13 protein-coding genes are annotated in these 18020 nt (G+C 64.8%); 5 read left to right on the forward strand and 8 right to left on the reverse strand.

The genetic code is table 11. The annotated features are described in order from the left end of the window. Window positions 1-47: 47 nt before the first annotated feature. Window positions 48-1802: a purine-cytosine permease family protein gene (locus tag Q358_RS0106705; protein ID WP_027961348.1), complete on the reverse strand. Its 1755-nt coding sequence runs from the start codon at window positions 1800-1802 to the stop codon at window positions 48-50. 248 nt (window positions 1803-2050) lie between these two features. Next, window positions 2051-3022 (reverse strand): sugar-binding transcriptional regulator, encoded by a 972-nt coding sequence (locus Q358_RS0106710; RefSeq protein ID WP_027961349.1) that lies wholly within the window; start codon window positions 3020-3022, stop codon window positions 2051-2053. Window positions 3023-3400: 378 nt separating this feature from the next. Between Q358_RS0106710 and pgi the strand changes: the two genes are divergently transcribed. Further along, the gene (gene pgi, locus Q358_RS0106715) at window positions 3401-5059 is read left to right on the forward strand and encodes a glucose-6-phosphate isomerase (protein ID WP_027961350.1); all 1659 of its coding nucleotides are present in this window, start codon (window positions 3401-3403) and stop codon (window positions 5057-5059) included. An 18-nt stretch (window positions 5060-5077) separates the two neighbouring features. Here pgi and cra read toward each other — a convergent pair whose 3' ends face one another. After that, on the reverse strand, window positions 5078-6091 hold the full coding sequence (cra, locus tag Q358_RS0106720; protein ID WP_027961351.1) for a catabolite repressor/activator: 1014 nt from the start codon (window positions 6089-6091) through the stop codon (window positions 5078-5080). A gap of 206 nt (window positions 6092-6297) precedes the next feature. Between cra and ptsP the strand changes: the two genes are divergently transcribed. Genes ptsP through Q358_RS0106735 form a run of 3 tightly spaced genes read left to right on the forward strand, consistent with a single transcriptional unit; the run spans window position 6298 to window position 11884 of the window. Then, window positions 6298-9165, forward strand: coding sequence for a phosphoenolpyruvate--protein phosphotransferase (gene ptsP / locus Q358_RS0106725; RefSeq protein ID WP_027961352.1), 2868 nt, complete (start codon window positions 6298-6300; stop codon window positions 9163-9165). Beyond that, complete coding sequence (pfkB, locus tag Q358_RS0106730) at window positions 9165-10139, forward strand: 1-phosphofructokinase (protein ID WP_027961353.1); 975 nt, start codon at window positions 9165-9167, stop codon at window positions 10137-10139. The genes ptsP and pfkB overlap by 1 nt, the downstream gene beginning before the upstream one ends. Beyond that, window positions 10136-11884, forward strand: coding sequence for a PTS fructose-like transporter subunit IIB (locus Q358_RS0106735; protein WP_027961354.1), 1749 nt, complete (start codon window positions 10136-10138; stop codon window positions 11882-11884). The genes pfkB and Q358_RS0106735 overlap by 4 nt, the downstream gene beginning before the upstream one ends. A gap of 79 nt (window positions 11885-11963) precedes the next feature. Here Q358_RS0106735 and Q358_RS0106740 read toward each other — a convergent pair whose 3' ends face one another. The 4 genes from Q358_RS0106740 to zwf all read right to left on the reverse strand — a co-directional run bounded on the left by Q358_RS0106740 (window position 11964) and on the right by zwf (window position 15103). After that, window positions 11964-12626: a bifunctional 4-hydroxy-2-oxoglutarate aldolase/2-dehydro-3-deoxy-phosphogluconate aldolase gene (locus Q358_RS0106740; protein WP_027961355.1), complete on the reverse strand. Its 663-nt coding sequence runs from the start codon at window positions 12624-12626 to the stop codon at window positions 11964-11966. An 18-nt stretch (window positions 12627-12644) separates the two neighbouring features. Further along, window positions 12645-13313, reverse strand: a complete 669-nt coding sequence (gene pgl / locus Q358_RS0106745; RefSeq protein ID WP_027961356.1) for a 6-phosphogluconolactonase — start codon at window positions 13311-13313, stop codon at window positions 12645-12647. 84 nt (window positions 13314-13397) lie between these two features. After that, window positions 13398-13532, reverse strand: a complete 135-nt coding sequence (locus Q358_RS19035; RefSeq protein WP_281172971.1) for a hypothetical protein — start codon at window positions 13530-13532, stop codon at window positions 13398-13400. Window positions 13533-13609: 77 nt separating this feature from the next. Beyond that, entirely contained in the window at window positions 13610-15103 is a 1494-nt protein-coding gene (gene zwf, locus Q358_RS0106755) for a glucose-6-phosphate dehydrogenase (RefSeq protein ID WP_027961357.1), read from the reverse strand. Between the two features lie 225 nt (window positions 15104-15328). Between zwf and Q358_RS0106760 the strand changes: the two genes are divergently transcribed. Continuing rightward, window positions 15329-16189, forward strand: a complete 861-nt coding sequence (locus Q358_RS0106760; RefSeq protein WP_027961358.1) for a MurR/RpiR family transcriptional regulator — start codon at window positions 15329-15331, stop codon at window positions 16187-16189. Between the two features lie 83 nt (window positions 16190-16272). Here the strand turns inward: Q358_RS0106760 and Q358_RS0106765 are convergent, their stop codons facing one another. Further along, window positions 16273-17871 carry a solute:sodium symporter family transporter gene (locus Q358_RS0106765; protein WP_027961359.1) on the reverse strand — a complete coding sequence of 533 codons (1599 nt, stop codon included), beginning with the start codon at window positions 17869-17871 and terminating at the stop codon, window positions 16273-16275. Between the last annotated feature and the right edge of the window lie 149 nt (window positions 17872-18020).

Genomic DNA, 18020 nt, shown 5'->3' on the forward strand with positions numbered 1-18020 from the left:
TCGGCCATGATGGTCATGCAGGCTGTCGCCCATCTGCACATACACGCTCAAGTTAGCGCGGTGTGCGCCTTGCGTGTCTGGTAGCTGGCCTTGGCTCGCTTCAGCCCCCAGTAGGCGAACACGAAGTAGATCAGGGTGCACCAGATGGTGATGTCGTAGAACCACTCCCGGTTCAGGTAATAGCTCGCCAGGTCAGGGCTATAAAAGAGCACCCGCCAGGCCAGCACACAGGGCACGAGCAGCCCTACGACCATCCAGATGGCCTTGATGACCTTGCTCAGCACGCTGGTGTCCTTGACCGGCTCCTGGGTTTCTTCCTCCGCCTGCTCGGCGTGGAACACCTGCACCCTCTCCTGGAACACTCGCTCGGTCTCCTCGGCCTCGGGATATCGCTCGGCGGCGCCGTAGCGCTTCGCCAGCAGCGTATAGAGGGCGATGGACAGGCACCAGGTGGGCACGAACAGGTAGTAGAACGGGATCAGGTCGAGGGCATCCAGGCTAAAGCCGAACACCAGCGAAAGCGCCCAGGTGGCGAGTGCCGGTACGTTATGCGCCAGTCCCTTGTAGCGCGCCCAGTAGCGGCTGAAGCCGAGCCGCGGGAAGAGATGGTGCTCGGCGAAGATGATCCCGCCGACCGGCACCAGCAACAGCCCGGCATAGGTCAGCAGCGGCAGCATGCTGCGATAGACGAAGGGAAAGCAGCTGATGACGGCGACACAGAGCCCCACCAGCAGCGTCGCCTTGTTGCGGGATATCCTGGGCAGCACCGCCTGGGCCGCCAGGCCAGCTCGATAGAGGTTGGAATTCGCGGTGGTCCAGCCGGCGACGACCACGATCACGAAACCGGAGGCACCCAGCGCATGCCAGGCCACTTCACCCGGCTCCAGCACCTCGATGCTGGTCTGGGTCACCGCCGCGGTGGCCGCCCCCATCAGGCCGGCCGAGATCCAGGCCACGTAGTGACCGAACATCATGCCCGTACTGGTTGTCAGGCCATACCGCTTCTTCTTTGCATAGCGCAGCAGCGCCATGTCGATCAGGCCAAAGTGCGAAAAGGTGTTGGCCGCCCAGGCAAACCCGATGACTTCCCAGATGCCGATACCCGACTCGCCCTGGGCATTGACGCCGGTAAACACGGTGCTCCCGGCGACGTCGATGAAGGTAGAGAAGTCGCCAAGGGTGGTGGCGCCGGTGACCGATTCGGCCAACTCCGGCAGCAGCACCATGCCACCGGCGGTGAACATCACCATCAGCCAGGGAGCACAGATGCTGGCGAACTCGGTCAAGGCATTGAAGCCATATACCGCGACCAGCACCACGATGCCCGCCACCGCCAGCGCCAGAACGATAAACGCCGGATCGGTCGGATAGGGCTGCGCCTGGGGCGGTATATCGAACAGGATGCGTACCGCCGTCGCCGATACCGTGATCATCGCGGCGGAAATGACGCTGAAGATGATGACATTGGCCCAGTTATAGAGGCTTGCCATCGAGTCACCGGCGATTCGGTGAAGATAGGTAAAGAGGCTCAGGCGCGTTTCGATGGCGATCGGCGTGGTAATCAACCAGAAGCTGAGCACGGCCAGGGCATTACCAATCAACAGGCCGATCAGGATATCCCAGATCCCGGCACCCAGGGCGACAAAGGTCGCCCCGATCACGAACTCGGTGGCGGCGACATGCTCCGCGGCATACAGGCCAGCGAAGTGTGGCCATTTATGCAGTTTATGACGCGGGACCGGCAACTGCTCCTTGTTCATCCCGGCAATATGCCGATCCACATCTGGCGTGCTACTGGTCATGGTGGGACCCTGTTTGTTAAGTGATCACACTGTATCGTTCCCGGGTGGCGCACAAACGCCCTGATTACCAAGCTCCAGCGCCCAGGAAAGCAGCGCCTCAAAATGATCATTTGAATCATTGATTGGGCAAATGATCTTTCAGTGAGAGCCAAAACGCAAAGCCTCGTCTCTTAGACTTTTGGGTAATTTTACGGAGATAATTTCGGGCTGGCAGTGGCAAGTCACTGCAAAACAGTCGGTTATCCGACTCAAGCGCTTTCGCGGCTAGACGTGTCGGCATCGACGATAAGGCGGGCCGCGTGCTCATCGGTGACCAGGCCCTTGAGCCAACCACCACGCAACGCCGCGAGAATAGCGGGCCCCTTGTCCCGCCCGCCGGCGAGCGCCACCAGGGTCTGCTCGTGGAACATCTCCAGCGGCAGACTGGTGATGCGCTGACTCGTCGAACAGTCGACCCGCTCACCCCGGGCGTTCATTGGCCAGCCGAGCAGCTCCCCCACGGCACCACCGGCGATCAGCTCGTCGAGTTCGGCCTCGCTGATAAAGTGATCCTGGAAGAGTGTCGCCTGACGATCGATACGCCCCACTCCCACGAAGGCCACCTCGGCCTGCCTGGCCACGTCAACGACGGCTTGAAACAGGCGTTGATCACACAGCGCCGCCTTCTCCCCCACCGAGTCGGCAACGACCGGTGCCGGCAGCAGGAAGCGCTCGCCGCCGGTCTTGTCGGCGAGGACCATCACGCCATCATAACGGTTGGCGGAACCGTCACGGGCCACGTTACCCACCAGGGAAACGAATCGATGCTGCGGGCGGTCGATTCGACCCAGCGCCTCGACCATGGCCCGCACCGACCGCCCCGTGCCCAGCGACAGGGTCAGCGGGTCGGTCCGGTCGAGGTAGCGGGAAAGACGCTCGGCGGCGGCCACCGCCAGGTAGCGGGCGCTGCTGGCGGTGTCACCGGCATCGGCGGGAGCAACATCGCAGAATGCCAGGCCGAAACGGTCGCGGATGGCCTCTGCCAGGGCCGTGCAGCTGGCAATCGGATGATCGATACTCACCTTCACGAGGCTTTCCTGGCGCGCCAAAGCAAGCAGGCGCTGAACGCCCGGCCGAGACACCCCAAGCTGGGTGGCGATCTCGTCCTGAGTGCGCCCTCCTATATACGATAGCCAGGCGGCCCGTGCCGCCTGGTCCAGTTTCACCTCAAATTTATCCACGGTTCGATGCTTCCTGAATGGCAATAAGATAAAAAAATCATCGCAAGCCTGCGATGCCGGCACAATGCACCTCTGCGCCCTGCCCAAAAACGCAATGTACTATCGGCCATCCGGGAAGGCAGGCATTCAGTAATATTCCAACAACTCATTCCATTATGATGCCTCCGCCACCCTCCCGTGTCGCCATCGACAAGGCCTGTTTCTCAGGGCCTCGCATCGCCGCATCACCATGCCCCTAGACCTTTGTATAAACAGCAACCCAGTAGTAAATTTACTACATTTTCGATATCTTCCTCGATATCTGCGCCGTCGACGGCGCTAGCCTACGGCCAGCCCTGCTGTTGCTCCAACCTCCAACAACCACCGATGAGGCCCACGATGTATCAGCTTACCCGCAGTGTTACCTGGCAAGCCCTCAACCAGCTGCATGACCAGACTCGACACGACCGCATCAGCGACTACTTCGCTGCAGACCCCCAGCGCTTCGAGAAGATGAGCCTGCGCGTCGGCGGGCTGTTCCTCGACTATTCCAAGCATCATATCTCCCCGAACGTGCTGGATACCCTGCTTGAGCTCATCGATCACTCGGCGCTGGTCCAGCGCCGCGCCCAGATGTTCTCCGGCGACATCATCAACGTCACCGAGAACCGCCCGGTGCTGCATACCGCCCTGCGCAACCTCGGCGAGGGCCCGTTGATGGTCGACGGCAAGGACGTGAAGCCCGAGATCCAGCGCACCCGCGAACAGATCCAGCGCTTCTCCGACGCGGTACGCAACGGCGAGTGGAAAGGCTACGACGGCCAGCGCATCAAGGACGTGGTCAACATCGGCATCGGCGGTTCGGACCTGGGCCCCAACATGGCCTGCCGCGCGCTGCTCAAGTATCGTCAGACCGATCTCAACTTCCACTTCGTCTCCAACGTCGATGGCACGCATATCCAGAAGGTGCTGCGTCGCCTCGACCCGGCCACCACCCTGTTTATCGTCTCCACCAAGACCTTCTCCACCCAGGAGACGCTACTCAACGCCAAGACTGCCCGGCGCTGGTTTGTCGATAACGCCGGCGAAGGCGCCGATGTCGGCGCCCACTTCGTGGCCGCCTCGACCAACCAGGCGGCGGCAATGGAGTTCGGCATCCGCGAGGAGAACATCTTCGAGTTCTGGGCCTGGGTCGGAGGACGCTACTCCATGTGGTCATCCATCGGCCTGCCGATCGCCCTGGCCGTGGGCTTCGAAGGCTTCATGGAGATGCTCGAGGGTGCCTACGAGATGGACCAGCACTTCCTCACCGCGCCCAACGCCAGCAACATGCCGGTGCTGATGGCGCTGATCGGCATCTGGTACATCAACTTCCATGGCGCCGAGACCCAGGCCATCGTGCCCTACGACCAGGCCCTGCATCAGCTGCCCGCCTTTCTCCAGCAGCTCGACATGGAATCCAACGGCAAGTCGGTGGACATCTTCGGCCAGCCGGTGGATTACAAGACCGGCCCGATCGTCTGGGGCCAGACCGGCTCCAATGGCCAGCATGCCTTCTTCCAGCTGCTTCACCAGGGCACCCGCTACGTGCCCATCGATTTCATCGCCACCCTGAAGCCGGAACCGGGCGTGGAAGACCACCACTTCGCCTTGCTGACCAACATGCTGGCCCAGGCCAACGCCTTCATGGAAGGCAGCCAAAGCGGCAGCGACCTCGACCCCTACAGCTGCCCGGGCAACCGCCCCTCCAGCACCCTGCTGCTCGATGAGCTAACCCCCAGGAACCTCGGCGCCCTGATCGCCCTCTACGAGCACAAGGTGTTCGTTCAGGGCGTCATCTGGAACATCAACTCCTTCGACCAGTGGGGCGTGCAGCTCGGGAAGCGCATCGCCGGCGAGATCAGCAGCCGACTCGACGCCCACAGCCAGGACTTCGACGCCTCCACCCAGGGACTGCTCACGCTGGTACGGGAGCACTTCACGCCGCCAGCCCCCAAGCAAGAAGACGGCAAGAAGGAAGACAAGCACAAAGACAAGAAGCGTAGCCGCAAGGAGTGAGCTCGGCGCCACCATGGGTCAGGCCGTAGTGGCGGCGCCCTTGCCCTTGGGCAAGCGCCACCGGTGCTGGCGCGATACCACCTGCAGCCCCGGCCGATAGTCGCCACGCGAGGCGGCCAGGGCGCATGCCAGGGTCAGCTCGGCCATCCGGTGATGATCCTGGACCGCAGAATTGACGGGCAGGGGCAAGAAGTCGAGCAGGCGGCTATCACCGAAGGTGGCCAGGCGCAACGCGGGTGGCAGCCCTCCTTCCTCCAGCAGCACGTCGAAGACGCCGTCGACCAGGGTATAGGAGGCGGTGACCAGGGCATCGGGCAGGCCATGCTGATCGAGGAGCTCACGCATCAGGCGGGCGCCCTCGGCACGACCGTAGCGTTCAGCCCCGAAGGTCATCACCGCCACCGCATGATGACCTTCCAGTGCCTGCAGGAAGCCGGCGCGACGTTCCTGGCTGATCGACAAGGCCGGCACCGCATCCAACCAGGCGATGCTCCTCACCGATTTATCCAACAATGACCGGGTCAGTCGCTCGGCGGCCATCCGGTCGTTGCTGACAACACTGGCGAAGCGTCGTGGATCGAGTCCTCGGTCCATGGCGACCACCGGCAGGCCGGCCGCCATCATGTCGGCATAGAAGGGATCTTCCATCGGTAGACTACTGGCGGTGATCAGCACCTCGCAGCGCTGGGCACGCAGCGCCAGGGCGAGCTCGCGCTCACTCTCCGGGCAGTCGTCGGAGCCGACGATCAGCAGCTGGTAGCCCGCCTCCCGGGCACCGCGCTCGAGTCGCTTGGCCAGGCGGGCATAGCTGACGTTTTCCAGGTCGGGGATGATCAGCCCCAATATGCGGCTCGCTCCCCGGCGCAGGGCCGCGGCCTGGGCGTCGACCCGGTAGTCGTGCTGGTGCACCACCGCCATTACTCGGTCAACAGTGTCCTGACTGATGCGTCGTTCCCGGGCCTTGCCGTTGATGACATAGCTGGCCGTGGTGCGGGAAACACCGGCCAGATGGGCAATTTCGGCGAGTGTCATGGAATTCCTCGATAGCTGGTAGGGAGTCGACCGCAACGGCCATGCCCTGCCAAAGTCGTAGATCATCGAACTTGCCAACCAGTATGAATCGATCCAGCATGAATAACATCATGGTGACACGATTCAGCTTATGACCAATAGCCAAGTCCCGGTCAGGCTGAGCGCGAGGCGAATCCGCCCGTCATCCGAGCAAACAGGAGAGCCCCATGTTGACCCTATGCCAGGACGATATCCTGCTCGATTGCCGGGCCGACGATTGGCGCATGGCGCTGAATCATGCCGCCGACGCCCTGCACGAGGCGGGCATGGTCGAGTATCGTTACCGCGACGGCCTGCTTGATCGAGAGGCTCAGTCCTCAACCTTCCTGGGCAATGCCATCGCCATTCCCCATGGCACCCCCGAAAGCCGCCACCATGTGCGCCGCACCGGCGTTCGCGTGCTGCAGTTTCCGGACGGCGTCGAGTGGCACGACGGCAACCGCATACACGTTCTGGTAACCATCGCCGCCCAAAGTGACGAGCACCTGGACATCCTGCGCCAGTTGACCCATGTGCTGGATCGCGAAGGCGTCGCGGAGCAACTGGCCGCGGCCGACTCCCCCGACGAAATCGCTGGGCTGCTGTCGAAGGCGGTGGTCAAAGCGCGCCTGGATGCCGACACCCTCTGCCTGGGCTTCCCCGCCCGGGATTGTCGAGAGCTGGCGCTGGCCAGCGCCGCCCGGCTGCGCCAGGCCGGCTGCGTGGACAGCGAGTTCGTCGCCAGTGTCGCCGGGCGCACCCCGGTCAGGATCGGCCAGGGGCTGTGGCTGGTGAGCAGCGATCGTGGCGTCGCGGTGCCGGCGCTGTCGCTGGCGACCGCCGACTCGGTGCTAAAGGAAGAGGGAGAAAGAGTCTCGGGCGTCTTCTGTCTGGCCACCCAGAGGGATGCCCATCGTGGCCTGCTGGAGCGTATCCTCGCCCTACTGGACACCGACCTCCCCGGCGAACTGCAGGACCTCGATGCCAAGACGCTGCTTTCGCGACTCGCCGGCGAGTCGGCCACGGCCAGTACACGCCATGCTCGAGTGCTCAATGCTCATGGCCTGCATGCCCGACCGGCCAAGCAGCTGGTACAGACAGCCCGGGCCCAGGACCTGGCGATCCGCGTGCGCCTGGCCGATGGCGGCTTCGATGCGGTCTCGGCCAGCAGCCTGACCAAGGTGATCAACCTGGGGGCCCGTCGCGGCCAGCAACTTATCTTCTCCGCGGAGGGGGACGGTGCCGAAGCGGCCCTGGACGCGGTCTGCCAGGCCGTGAAAGACGGCCTCGGCGAGCACGTCGAGCCCTTCGACGCCTACCGCGAGCCGGTGACAACGAAGCCCGAAGACGCCCCGGCCCTGGAACCACTGGCCGGCGACGTCGCCCATCTCGCGGTGGCCGCTTCACCGGGGCTCGCCATCGCCCCGGCCTTCGTGCTGACCACGCCGCACTTCGACTACCCGGCCCGCGCCGCCGACCCGGCCACCGAGCGTCGGCGCCTGGATGACGCCATCCGCGAGGGTGGCGAGCAACTCGAGGCACTGATCGGCCACGCCCGCGGCGGCGAGGTCTCGCAGATCCTGTCGATGCACGAAGAGATACTCGGCGACCCTGAGCTCCGTCAGGCTGCCCGCGAAGGCATCGACGAGGGGGCCTCCGCCGAAGCCGCCTGGTGGGAGGCCATCGATACCGCCGCCCAGGCCCAGGAGCGCCTCGCCGACAAGCTGCTCGCCGAGCGTGCCGCCGACCTGCGCGACGTGGGCCGCCGGGTGCTGGGCGCCCTGTGTCAAGTCGAGCTGCCCGAGCCGCCGGATTATCCCTATATCCTGGTCACCGACGACATCGGCCCCTCCGATGTGGCACGCCTCGACACCAGCCGCGTGCGTGGCCTGCTGACCGCCCGCGGCGGCGCCACCGCCCATAGCGCTATCCTGGCCCGAGCGCTCGGCATTCCCGCCGTGGTCGGCGCCAGCGAACGCATCCTGCTGCTCACCGGCGGGACCGAACTGATCCTCGACGGTGAGCGCGGCCGGGTGACTCCGGCTCCCGCCGCCGAGCGCCGCCGGGCCGCCGAGCAGCGACTGGCCGAGCACCACCGCCGCGAGGCCGAGGCCTGGGGGGCACGCTTCAAGCCGGCTCGAACCCGCGACGGCCATCGCGTCGAGGTGGCCTCGAACTTGGGTAACACCGCCCATGCCGCCGATGCCGTGGAACGTGGCGCCGAGGGCGTCGGGCTGCTACGCACCGAATTCGTGTTCATGGCCCACGCCGAGTTGCCCGACCTGGAGACCCAGATTGGCGAGTATCGCCAGGCCCTGGACGCCCTCGACGGCCGCCCGCTGGTGGCCCGTACCCTGGATGTCGGCGGTGACAAGCCCCTGCCCTACTGGCCGGTCCCCCAAGAGAGCAACCCCTTCCTCGGCCTGCGCGGCATCCGCCTGGCGTTGACCAGACCCGAGGTGCTCGAGACTCAGCTCAGGGCGCTGTTGATCGCGGCCGCCGGCTGTCCGCTACGCATCATGCTGCCGATGATCAAGGACGTGGCCGAATTACGCGCCGCCCGCATCATTCTCGACCGGCTGCTCGAGGAACTGCCCGCCGGCCAGCGCAGCGACGACGTCCAGCTCGGGGTGATGATCGAGGTACCCTCCAGCGCCCTGCTGGCGCCGACCCTGGCCGCCGAGGCCGACTTCTTCTCGGTGGGCACCAACGACCTGACCCAGTACACCCTGGCCATCGACCGCGACCACCCCGAGCTCTCCGCCCAGGCCGATGGCCTGCACCCATCGGTGCTCAAGCTGATCGAGATGACCGTGGCCGCGGCCCACGACCAGGGCAAGTGGGTCGGGGTATGCGGTGAGCTGGCCAGTGACGCCACTGCCGTGCCGGTGCTGGTGGGTCTCGGCGTCGACGAGCTCTCGGTCAGCGCCCGTCAGATACCTCTGGTCAAGGCCCGTCTGCGCGAGTTCGACCTCGAGGAAGCCCGTGCCCAGGCCGCACTGGCGCTTTCCCAGGCCACCGGCGAGGCGGTCCGTGACGCCCTGGAGGCGCGCTGATGGCCCGCATCCTCACCCTGACACTCAACCCCGCCCTGGACCTTTCGATAAGCCTCGACGGCCTGAGGCTCGGCGAGGTCAATCGCACCCGCGAGACGCACCTCGTCGCTGCCGGCAAGGGCGTCAACGTGGCCCGGGTACTGGTCGCTCTCGGCCACGAGGTCAGCGTCTCGGGCTTCCTCGGTGCCGACAACGACGGCTCCTTCCTGCGGGCCTTCGAAGCCCTGGCGGTGGAGGATGCCTTCATTCGGGTACCCGGCGAGACCCGCACCAATGCGAAGATCGCCGAGGCCAATGGCCGCGTTACCGACATCAATGGCCCCGGCGTGGCTATCGATGCACAGGCCTGGTCACGCTTGCTTGACTGGCTCGATCATCACACCGCCGACCCCATTCGGCGGCCCGAGGCCGTGGTGATCGCCGGCAGCCTGCCCCGAGGGGTATCCCCGGAGGACCTCGCCGACCTGATCGTCCGTCTACGCAACACCGGCTTGCCGGTATGGGTCGACACCAGCGGCGAGGCCCTCACGGCGGCGATCGCCGCCGGCCCCTCCGCGGTCAAGCCCAACGAACAAGAGCTCGCCGCCTGGGCCGGCATGGCGCTGTCGACGCCCCAGGCCAGGCTCCAGGCGGCGCTCAGGCTCCACGCCCAGGGTGTCGAGGAGGCGCTGATCTCCGCTGGCCCCGAGGGCGTCCTCTGGATCAGTCGCCGCGGCGCCTGGCAGGCACTGCCGCCACGCCTCGACGTCGCCAGTACTGTGGGGGCCGGTGACACCCTGGTCGCCGCCATGCTGCACGGCGTGCTCTCCGGACATTCTCCCGAGCGGATACTGCGCCTGGCCACGGCCCTCTCCGCCGAAGCCGTCCGTCATGTGGGCGTGGGTGACCCCCACGCCCCGGATTTCCCGCAACTCCAACAACAGACCCGCGTTCGCCGCCTCAACGACGTCGATGCAGGGGGAGCTACCCTATGAACGCCATCATCATCACCGCCTGCCCCAGCGGTATGGCCACCACCTTCCTCGCCGCCCGCCGCCTGGAGCAGGCCGCCGAGCGCCTCGGCTGGCAACCCCATGTCGAGATGCACGGTGCATTCCAGCCTCTCGAGCCGATCAGCGCCGAGGCCATCGCCGCCGCCGACCTGGTGGTGATCGCTGCCGACCAGGTACCCTCGCCCGAACGCTTCGCCGGCAAGCGGCTGTACCATGCCGCCATCGGCCAGGCCCTGCCCGACCCACGAGCCTTCCTCGAGCGAGCCAGCCGCGAGGCCACGGAGTACACCCCGCCAACGGCGCCTGCAACGAGTGCCGTCGAGTCGGCAGCAGGCGGCAAGACGATCGTCGCCGTCACCGCCTGCCCCACCGGCGTGGCGCACACCTTCATGGCCGCCGAGGCCCTCGCCGAGGCAGGCAGGGCGCTGGGCCATACCATCCGCGTAGAGACCCAGGGCTCGGTGGGGGCCCAGGACCAGCTCACCGAGGAGGAGATCGCCACCGCCGATGTGGTGGTCCTGGCTTGCGACATCGAGGTGGACCCTACCCGCTTCGCCGGCAAGCGCATCTATCGGACCTCCACCGGCAACGCCCTGAAGAAGGCCCGCCCGACCCTCGAGTCGGCACTGGACGAAGCCATCCAGGAAGACGGCAACGCGGCGGCCCCGGGTGCCGGCGAGTCCAGGAAGAGTCTCAAGGAGAAGGGCGTCTACAAGCACCTGCTGACCGGGGTGTCCTTCATGCTGCCCATGGTGGTGGCCGGGGGCCTGCTGATCGCGCTCTCCTTCGTGTTCGGCATCGAGGCCTTCCAGAAGGAAGGCACCCTACCCGCCGCCCTGATGCAGATCGGTGGCGACACGGCCTTCGCGCTGATGGTCCCGGTGCTGGCCGGCTATATCGCCTACTCCATCGCCGACCGCCCCGGCATCGCCCCAGGAATGATCGGCGGCATGCTGGCCTCGAGCATCGGCGCCGGCTTTATCGGCGGCATCCTGGCGGGCTTCCTCGCCGGCTATGTGGCCCTGGCCGTGACCCGTCACGTCAAGCTGCCGTCGAGCGTCGAGTCGCTCAAGCCCATCCTCATCATCCCCCTGGTCGCCAGCCTGGTGACGGGCCTCACCATGATCTATATCGTCGGCGAGCCGGTAGCGGCCCTCCTCACAGGCCTGACTCGCTTCCTCGAGAGCATGGGCTCCACCAACGCCCTGCTACTGGGCGGGCTGCTGGGCGCCATGATGTGCTTCGACATGGGAGGGCCGGTCAACAAGGCCGCCTATACCTTCGGCGTCGGCCTGCTGGCCTCCGAGACCTACGCGCCGATGGCGGCGATCATGGCCGGCGGCATGGTGCCGGCAATCGGCATGGGCATCGCCAGCTTCGTCGCCCGCTCGAAGTTCTCCGAGCCGGAGCGCGAAGCGGGCAAGGCATCCTTCGTGCTGGGCCTGTGCTTCATCAGCGAGGGCGCCATTCCCTTCGCCGCCAAGGACCCGCTGCGGGTGATTCCGGCATGCATGGTGGGCGGAGCAATCACCGGCGCCCTCTCGATGCTCGTCGGCGCCAAGCTGATGGCTCCCCACGGCGGCATTTTCGTGCTGCTGATCCCCAATGCCATCAATCCGGTGCTACTGTATCTCGCCGCCATCATCACCGGGTCCCTGGTGACCGGCCTGGGGTATGCGGCGATCAAGCGTAGCGGTCAGGCCATGGCCGTCCAGGCCACGAGCTGACGTAAAAAACCCGGCCATGGAAGGCCGGGTGAAAGGCGACAGCGACTGGCTGTCGAGAGAGCACAGGGACATGAAGTCTTTAGTGGTGGTAGCGCTCCGCCACTTCCCGCGCCAGCTGGCGGATGCCGCTCCAGTCTTCCGCCTCGACCAGCGACTTGGGTGTCAACCAGGAGCCCCCCACACACATCACGTTCTTGAGCGCCAGGTAGTCCTCGGCGTTCTCCAGGCTGATGCCGCCGGTGGGGCAGAAACGCGCCTCGGGCAAGGGCCCCGCGAAGGCCTTGAGGGCCTTGGTGCCACCCACGGCCTCGGCGGGGAAGAACTTGAAGCGCCGGTAGCCGTACTGCCAACCGGTCATCAGCTCCGACACGCTTGCCACACCGGGCAGCATCGGCACCGAGCTGGATACGCCATGGCGATAGAGCGCCTCGGTGGTACCCGGGGTGACGACAAAGTCGGCCCCCACCTCTTCGGCCTGACGATACTGGGCCGGCGTCAGCACCGTACCCACGCCGATGCTGGCTTGGGGCAGCGCTTCCTTGATGCGACGAATCGCCTCCAGGGCACAGTCGGTGCGCAGGGTCACCTCCAGGACGGAGAGGCCCCCTTCGAGGAGCGCACGCGCCAGGGGCACGGCATCCTCGAGGCGCTGGATGGCCAGTACCGGAATCACCTCGGCCTTGAGGCAGATGCTGTCCAGCTCGGTAGTGCGGGTAGAGGGAAGCTGCTTATCGGGGGTCATGATGGTGTCTCCAGAAACTCAAGGGGCCCAATAGGTCGCCAGGGGGCAGGCGAGGAAGGCACGAATCGGTAGCTCGCGGACGTCATCGCCGGCCAACGCCCGGGCCAGCACGGCACGCTTGTCGCCACCGGTAATATGCAGGACATGGCGGCGTGCCCGGTGCAGATACCCGGCACTCAGGGTAATGCGCGGCTGGGGCTGACTCGGGGTGCGCACCGCGACAGCGGCGGCCTCGGTGGTCAAGGCCAGGTCGAGTTCGCGGCTATCGGGGAAGAACGAAGCGGTATGGCCGTCGCCGCCCATCCCGAGGATCACCACGCTGGCCGGCCAGGCCAGGGCCTCGACTCGCTCGGCCACGACGTCGCACCCCTCTTCGGGCGTGGCATGGTCGCTGGTCAGCGGCACGAAGGTGGCCGCCGCCGCCGGGCCGCGCAACAGGTGCTCACGCACCAGGCGGGCATTGCTGTCGTCGGCCGTCTCTGCCACCCAGCGTTCGTCGGCCAGGGTGACCTGAACGCGCTCCCAGGGTAGCCGGCAGGCGGCCAGGGCCGTGAAGAACGGCACCGGGGTCGAACCACCGGAGACCACCAACAGGGCCTGGTCGTGGTGCTCCAGGTCGGCGCGCAGCGCCTCGGCCACCGCCTCGGCGAGCTGCCGGGCAAGCTGTTCGCGGGGACAACCACTCATTTCGTCTCCTCCGAGTAGGCCCGATAAGCCGAAGGCGCATCGGGCGTCTTGTGCCCGGTGCGCTGACGCTTACCGGGCCTACGCTCAAGATTCATGCTCAAGCAGCAGTAAATTCCAATAGTCTTCATACCAGCTGCGGCCGCCCTGGGTGATCATGGCGGTCTCGAGAGAGTCGACGCGGGCTCCCGGGTCCGGCCGGCTGGCCTTAGTAGTCTTCATACCAGCTGCGGCCGTCCTGGGTGATCATGGCGGTCTCGAGAGAGTCGACGCGGGCTCCCGGGTCCGGCCGGCTGGCCTTAGTAGTCTTCATACCAGCTGCGGCCATCCTGGGTGATCATGGCAATGGAGGCCACGGGCCCCCAGGAACCGGCCGGATAACGGCGAGGCGGCTCGTCACGATCCTCCCAGGCGGCAATCAGGTTGTCACACCACTGCCAGGCGTGTTCCACCTCATCGCGACGCACGAAGAGGTATTGTTGCCCCTTCATCACCTCGAGCAGCAGCCGCTCGTAGGCATCGGGAATCCGCGTCTTGGGGAAGGCGCTGTGGAAATCCAGGTGCAGAGGGCCACGACGCAGGCGCATGCCCTTGTCCAGGCCGCTGTCCTTGGTCAGCACCTCCAGGGCAATGCCCTCCTCGGGCTGCAGGCGTATCACCAGCTTGTTGGCGGCCAGATCACGCTGATCCGGATCGAAGATATAATGGGCCTGCTGGCGGAAGTGGATAACGATCTGCGAGACCTTCTCCGGCATGCGCTTGCCGGTGCGCAGATAGAAGGGCACCCCCGCCCAGCGCCAGTTATCCACGCCGGTCTTCATGGCCACGAAGGACTCCGTGTGACTATCGGTGTTGGCGCCCTCTTCCTCCAGATAGCCCGGCACGCCCTGGCCATCGATCGTGCCGGCGGTGTACTGGCCGCGCACCACATCACGCCCCAGCATGTCGTCGGTAAAGGGCTTGAGTGCCTTGAGCACCTTGACCTTTTCATCGCGGATAGCATCGGCATCGAGGTTGGCCGGTGGATCCATGGCCACCAGGCAGAGCAACTGCAGCAGATGGTTCTGCACCATGTCACGCAGCTGCCCGGCATCATCGAAGTAGCCCCAGCGTCCCTCGATACCGACCTTCTCGGCCACGGTAATCTCCACGTGCGAGATATGGTTCTGGTTCCACTGGGTCCCGAACAACGGGTTGGCGAAACGCATCGCGATCAGGTTCTGCACCGTCTCCTTGCCCAGATAGTGATCGATACGATAGACGCGAGACTCGGGGAAAACGGTTCCGATCGCGTCGTTGATCTCGGCCGAAGAGGCCAGGTCGTAGCCGATCGGCTTCTCGACAACGACGCGAGACTCATCATCGAGGCAGCCAGCAGACTGGAGGTTTCGGCAGATATCGCCGTAGATCCTGGCCGCCACCGAGAGATAGACCACCATCGGCCGCCCGGCCTCCTGACGCCATTCCTGGACGGCGGCATAGCCCTCGGGACGAGTGAAGTCGAGCTGCATGAAGTCGATACGCGCCAGAAAGCGCTCCAACGCCTCGCGATCAAGCTCTTCGGGCTTGACGCGCAGCTTCAGCGTCTTCTCGACCAGAGCTCGAAAGCTGTCATTGTCATGCTCCTGGCGGGCCAGCCCCAGCAGGCGAGTGGCAGGATCCAGCAGGCCCTCGCGCTCCAGGTGAAACAGCGACGGAAACAGCTTGCGTTGGGCCAGGTCGCCGAGCGCGCCGAACAGCGCCAGATCAATCTCGGCACCACTCGCTCGCCCGGATCGGTTAGGTTGACTCATTTCCGCCCCCTTTCGTTAACTTACAAAAAAAATACGTGCAGGGCGCCGACATTGCAAGATTATATTTGTAATTTTACCAAAAAACCTTTCAGCGAAGCGCCCCCGGTGGCCTGACCCCAGGGTCTCAGGCTAGGATAGCCGACCATCATGTAGTTAAATCACCACATTGCAGACTAACGCGCCACTCGCGGTCATGCGCCGCCCCAGCACGGAGAGCTCTCCCATATGGCCCGTCACGACCTGATCGATCGCATCCGTCAGCGCCTCGAGGAACTCAACCGATCCGAACGCAAGGTCGCCGACGTGATCCTCGCCGACCCGACCGCCGCGACCAGCATGAGCATCGCCACCCTGGCCCAGGCGGCCTCCGTCAGCGAACCCACCGTCAATCGCTTCTGCCGCAGCTTCGACGCCAAGGGCTACCCGGACTTCAAGATCAAGCTCGCCCAGAGCCTCGCCAGGGGAACCCCCTACGTGAGCCAGGCGGTGGAGCCCGAAGACAGTGCTACCGATTATACCCAGAAGATTTTCGGAGCCACCATCGCCGCCCTGGACGCCGCTCGCCGCCAGACCGATGCCGCACGGATCGAGCGCGTGGTGGATTATCTGATCCAGGCCAAGCAGGTTCATTTCTTCGGCCTGGGCGCGTCGGGTGCCGTGGCGCAGGATGCCCAGCACAAGTTCTTCCGCTTCAACATGCCGGTGACCGCCTACATCGACGTGCTGATGCAGCGCATGGTGGCCGCCACCTGCCATACCGGCGACGTGGTGGTGATCATTTCCTGGACCGGTCGCACCCGCGAACTGGTCGATATCGCCAGACTGGCCCGGGAGAGCGGCGCCGTGGTGCTGGGCATTACCGCACCGGACTCGCCGCTGGCCCGGGAATGCACCGAGACCCTCGAGGTCGCGACCCCCGAGGATACCGACTACTACATGCCCATGACCTCACGGATGATCCAGCTGGCCCTGATCGATGTGCTGGCCACCGGGGTGACGCTGCGCCGCGGAGAAGACTTCCTGGGCCATCTCAAGAAGATCAAGGATAGCCTCCGGGATACCCGCTACCCCGATGCCGACGACTGACACCCCCTCGACACGGTAACGCCCCGCCAAACATTGACGGGGCGGCAATGCGTCATGATCAGCCACGAAGCCGTTGCTTATCCCTAGACGCCGGCGAAGGCTGCATAGATGGCAATCACCAGCACCACCAACACGATTCCCACGGGCACGGCTGCCTTCCAGGGCGTCAGGTCAACCGCCTGCACGTCTTCATGTACCCAGGCGGTATCACGTGGGCGCCACTTGCCGATCAACAGCATCATCGCCACCAGCAGCGCAAACACCAGGGTCACGAAGTGGAACTCATGCATGATCATGGGCAGCTTGTTGAAGGGCGGCACGAAATAGCCGGCGGCGATCAACAGGCAGCCCCCGATCAGCGCGATCTTGGCGGCCATGGGAGGAACATGGCGGGAGAGTAGCCCCACCACCACTACCGCCAGGATGGGGATAAAGTAGATGGCATTCATCTTTTGCAGGTAGCCGAACAGGCTATCCTGCCCCGCCAGCAGGGGCGCGATGATCATGGTTACCACCGCCATGATCCAGCCGAATACCTTACCCGACTTGACCACCTGCTCCTCGCTAGCCTCCTTGTTGAGCACTCCCTTGTAGATCCCCAGGCTGAAGATCGTGGTGGTACTGTTGAGCGCCGAGTTGAACGACGAGAGGATGGCCCCCACCATCACGGCGGCGAAGAAACCCGTCAGGTATGGCGGAAGCACATTGAATACCAGCTGGCCATAAGCCTCGTCGGCGCGCACCCCCTGGTCGGCATAGAGGTGATAGGCAATGATACCCGGCAGCACCAGATAGAGCGGTCCCAGCAGCTTGAAGAAGCCGGTCAGCAACACGCCTTTCTGCCCTTCCGCGAGGTTCTTGGCCGCAAAGGTCCGCTGAATGATCTGCTGGTTGGTGGTCCAGTAGAAGACGTTGATCAAGAAGACCCCGGTGAACAGGGTGAAGAAAGGCACCTGCTGCTCGCTGCCACCGATGGAATTGAGCTTCTCCGGATCGCTCGCCTTGAGGACATTCCAGCCTTCCATCACGCCGTTGCCGCCGCTCACCGCCTGCAGCCCGAAGTAGACGATCACGAAGCCGCCGATCAGCAGTCCCACGCCGTTCAGGGTGTCGGAAACGGCCACCGTACGCAGGCCGCCGAACAGCGCATAGACGGCACCGATGATGCCCACGATCCAGACGGTTAGCCACAGCAGCACGGTCGGCGACTGAATACCGGTGAGCCCCTGCAGGTCGAGCATGCCCTGCAACCCCATGGCGCCGGAGTAGAGGATGATCGGCAGCAGGATCACGGCATAGGCGATCAGGAAGATGACGTTGGTGATCAGCTGTGTGCCACGGTCGAAGCGGATCTCCAGCAGCTGCGGCAGGGTGGCAATGCCGCTTTTCAGGAAACGGGGCAGGAAAAACAACGCCAACGCCACCAGGGCAATGACGGCGACCACTTCCCAGGCCATCACACTAAGGCCGTCGGTAAAGGCAGCGCCATTGAGTCCCACCATCTGTTCGGTGGAAAGATTGGTCATCAGCAGCGACCCCGCAATCAGCGGAAAGGTCAGGGTGCGGCCGGCCAGAAAGTAACCACTCGTGCTGGAGTGGTCGTCGCGACGCGTGATGCGCCAGGTGATGAAGGCGACCAGTCCCGTGAAGAACAGGAAGGACGCCAGGGTGAGGGCATGCATGAATGAGCCTCTCTTATTGTTGGTGTCGGGGCCCGACCACACCGGCCGGAATGTCTGACATTAAGAACTACCATGCCATTCTAGCCGGATCCCCGCCCGTCAATATTCGACATTGGTCAAAAGCCCCACCCTGGAGCGACTCTCGGCGC

Origin of the sequence: Halomonas halodenitrificans DSM 735, assembly GCF_000620045.1 — a bacterium.
Lineage (GTDB): Bacteria > Pseudomonadota > Gammaproteobacteria > Pseudomonadales > Halomonadaceae > Halomonas > Halomonas halodenitrificans.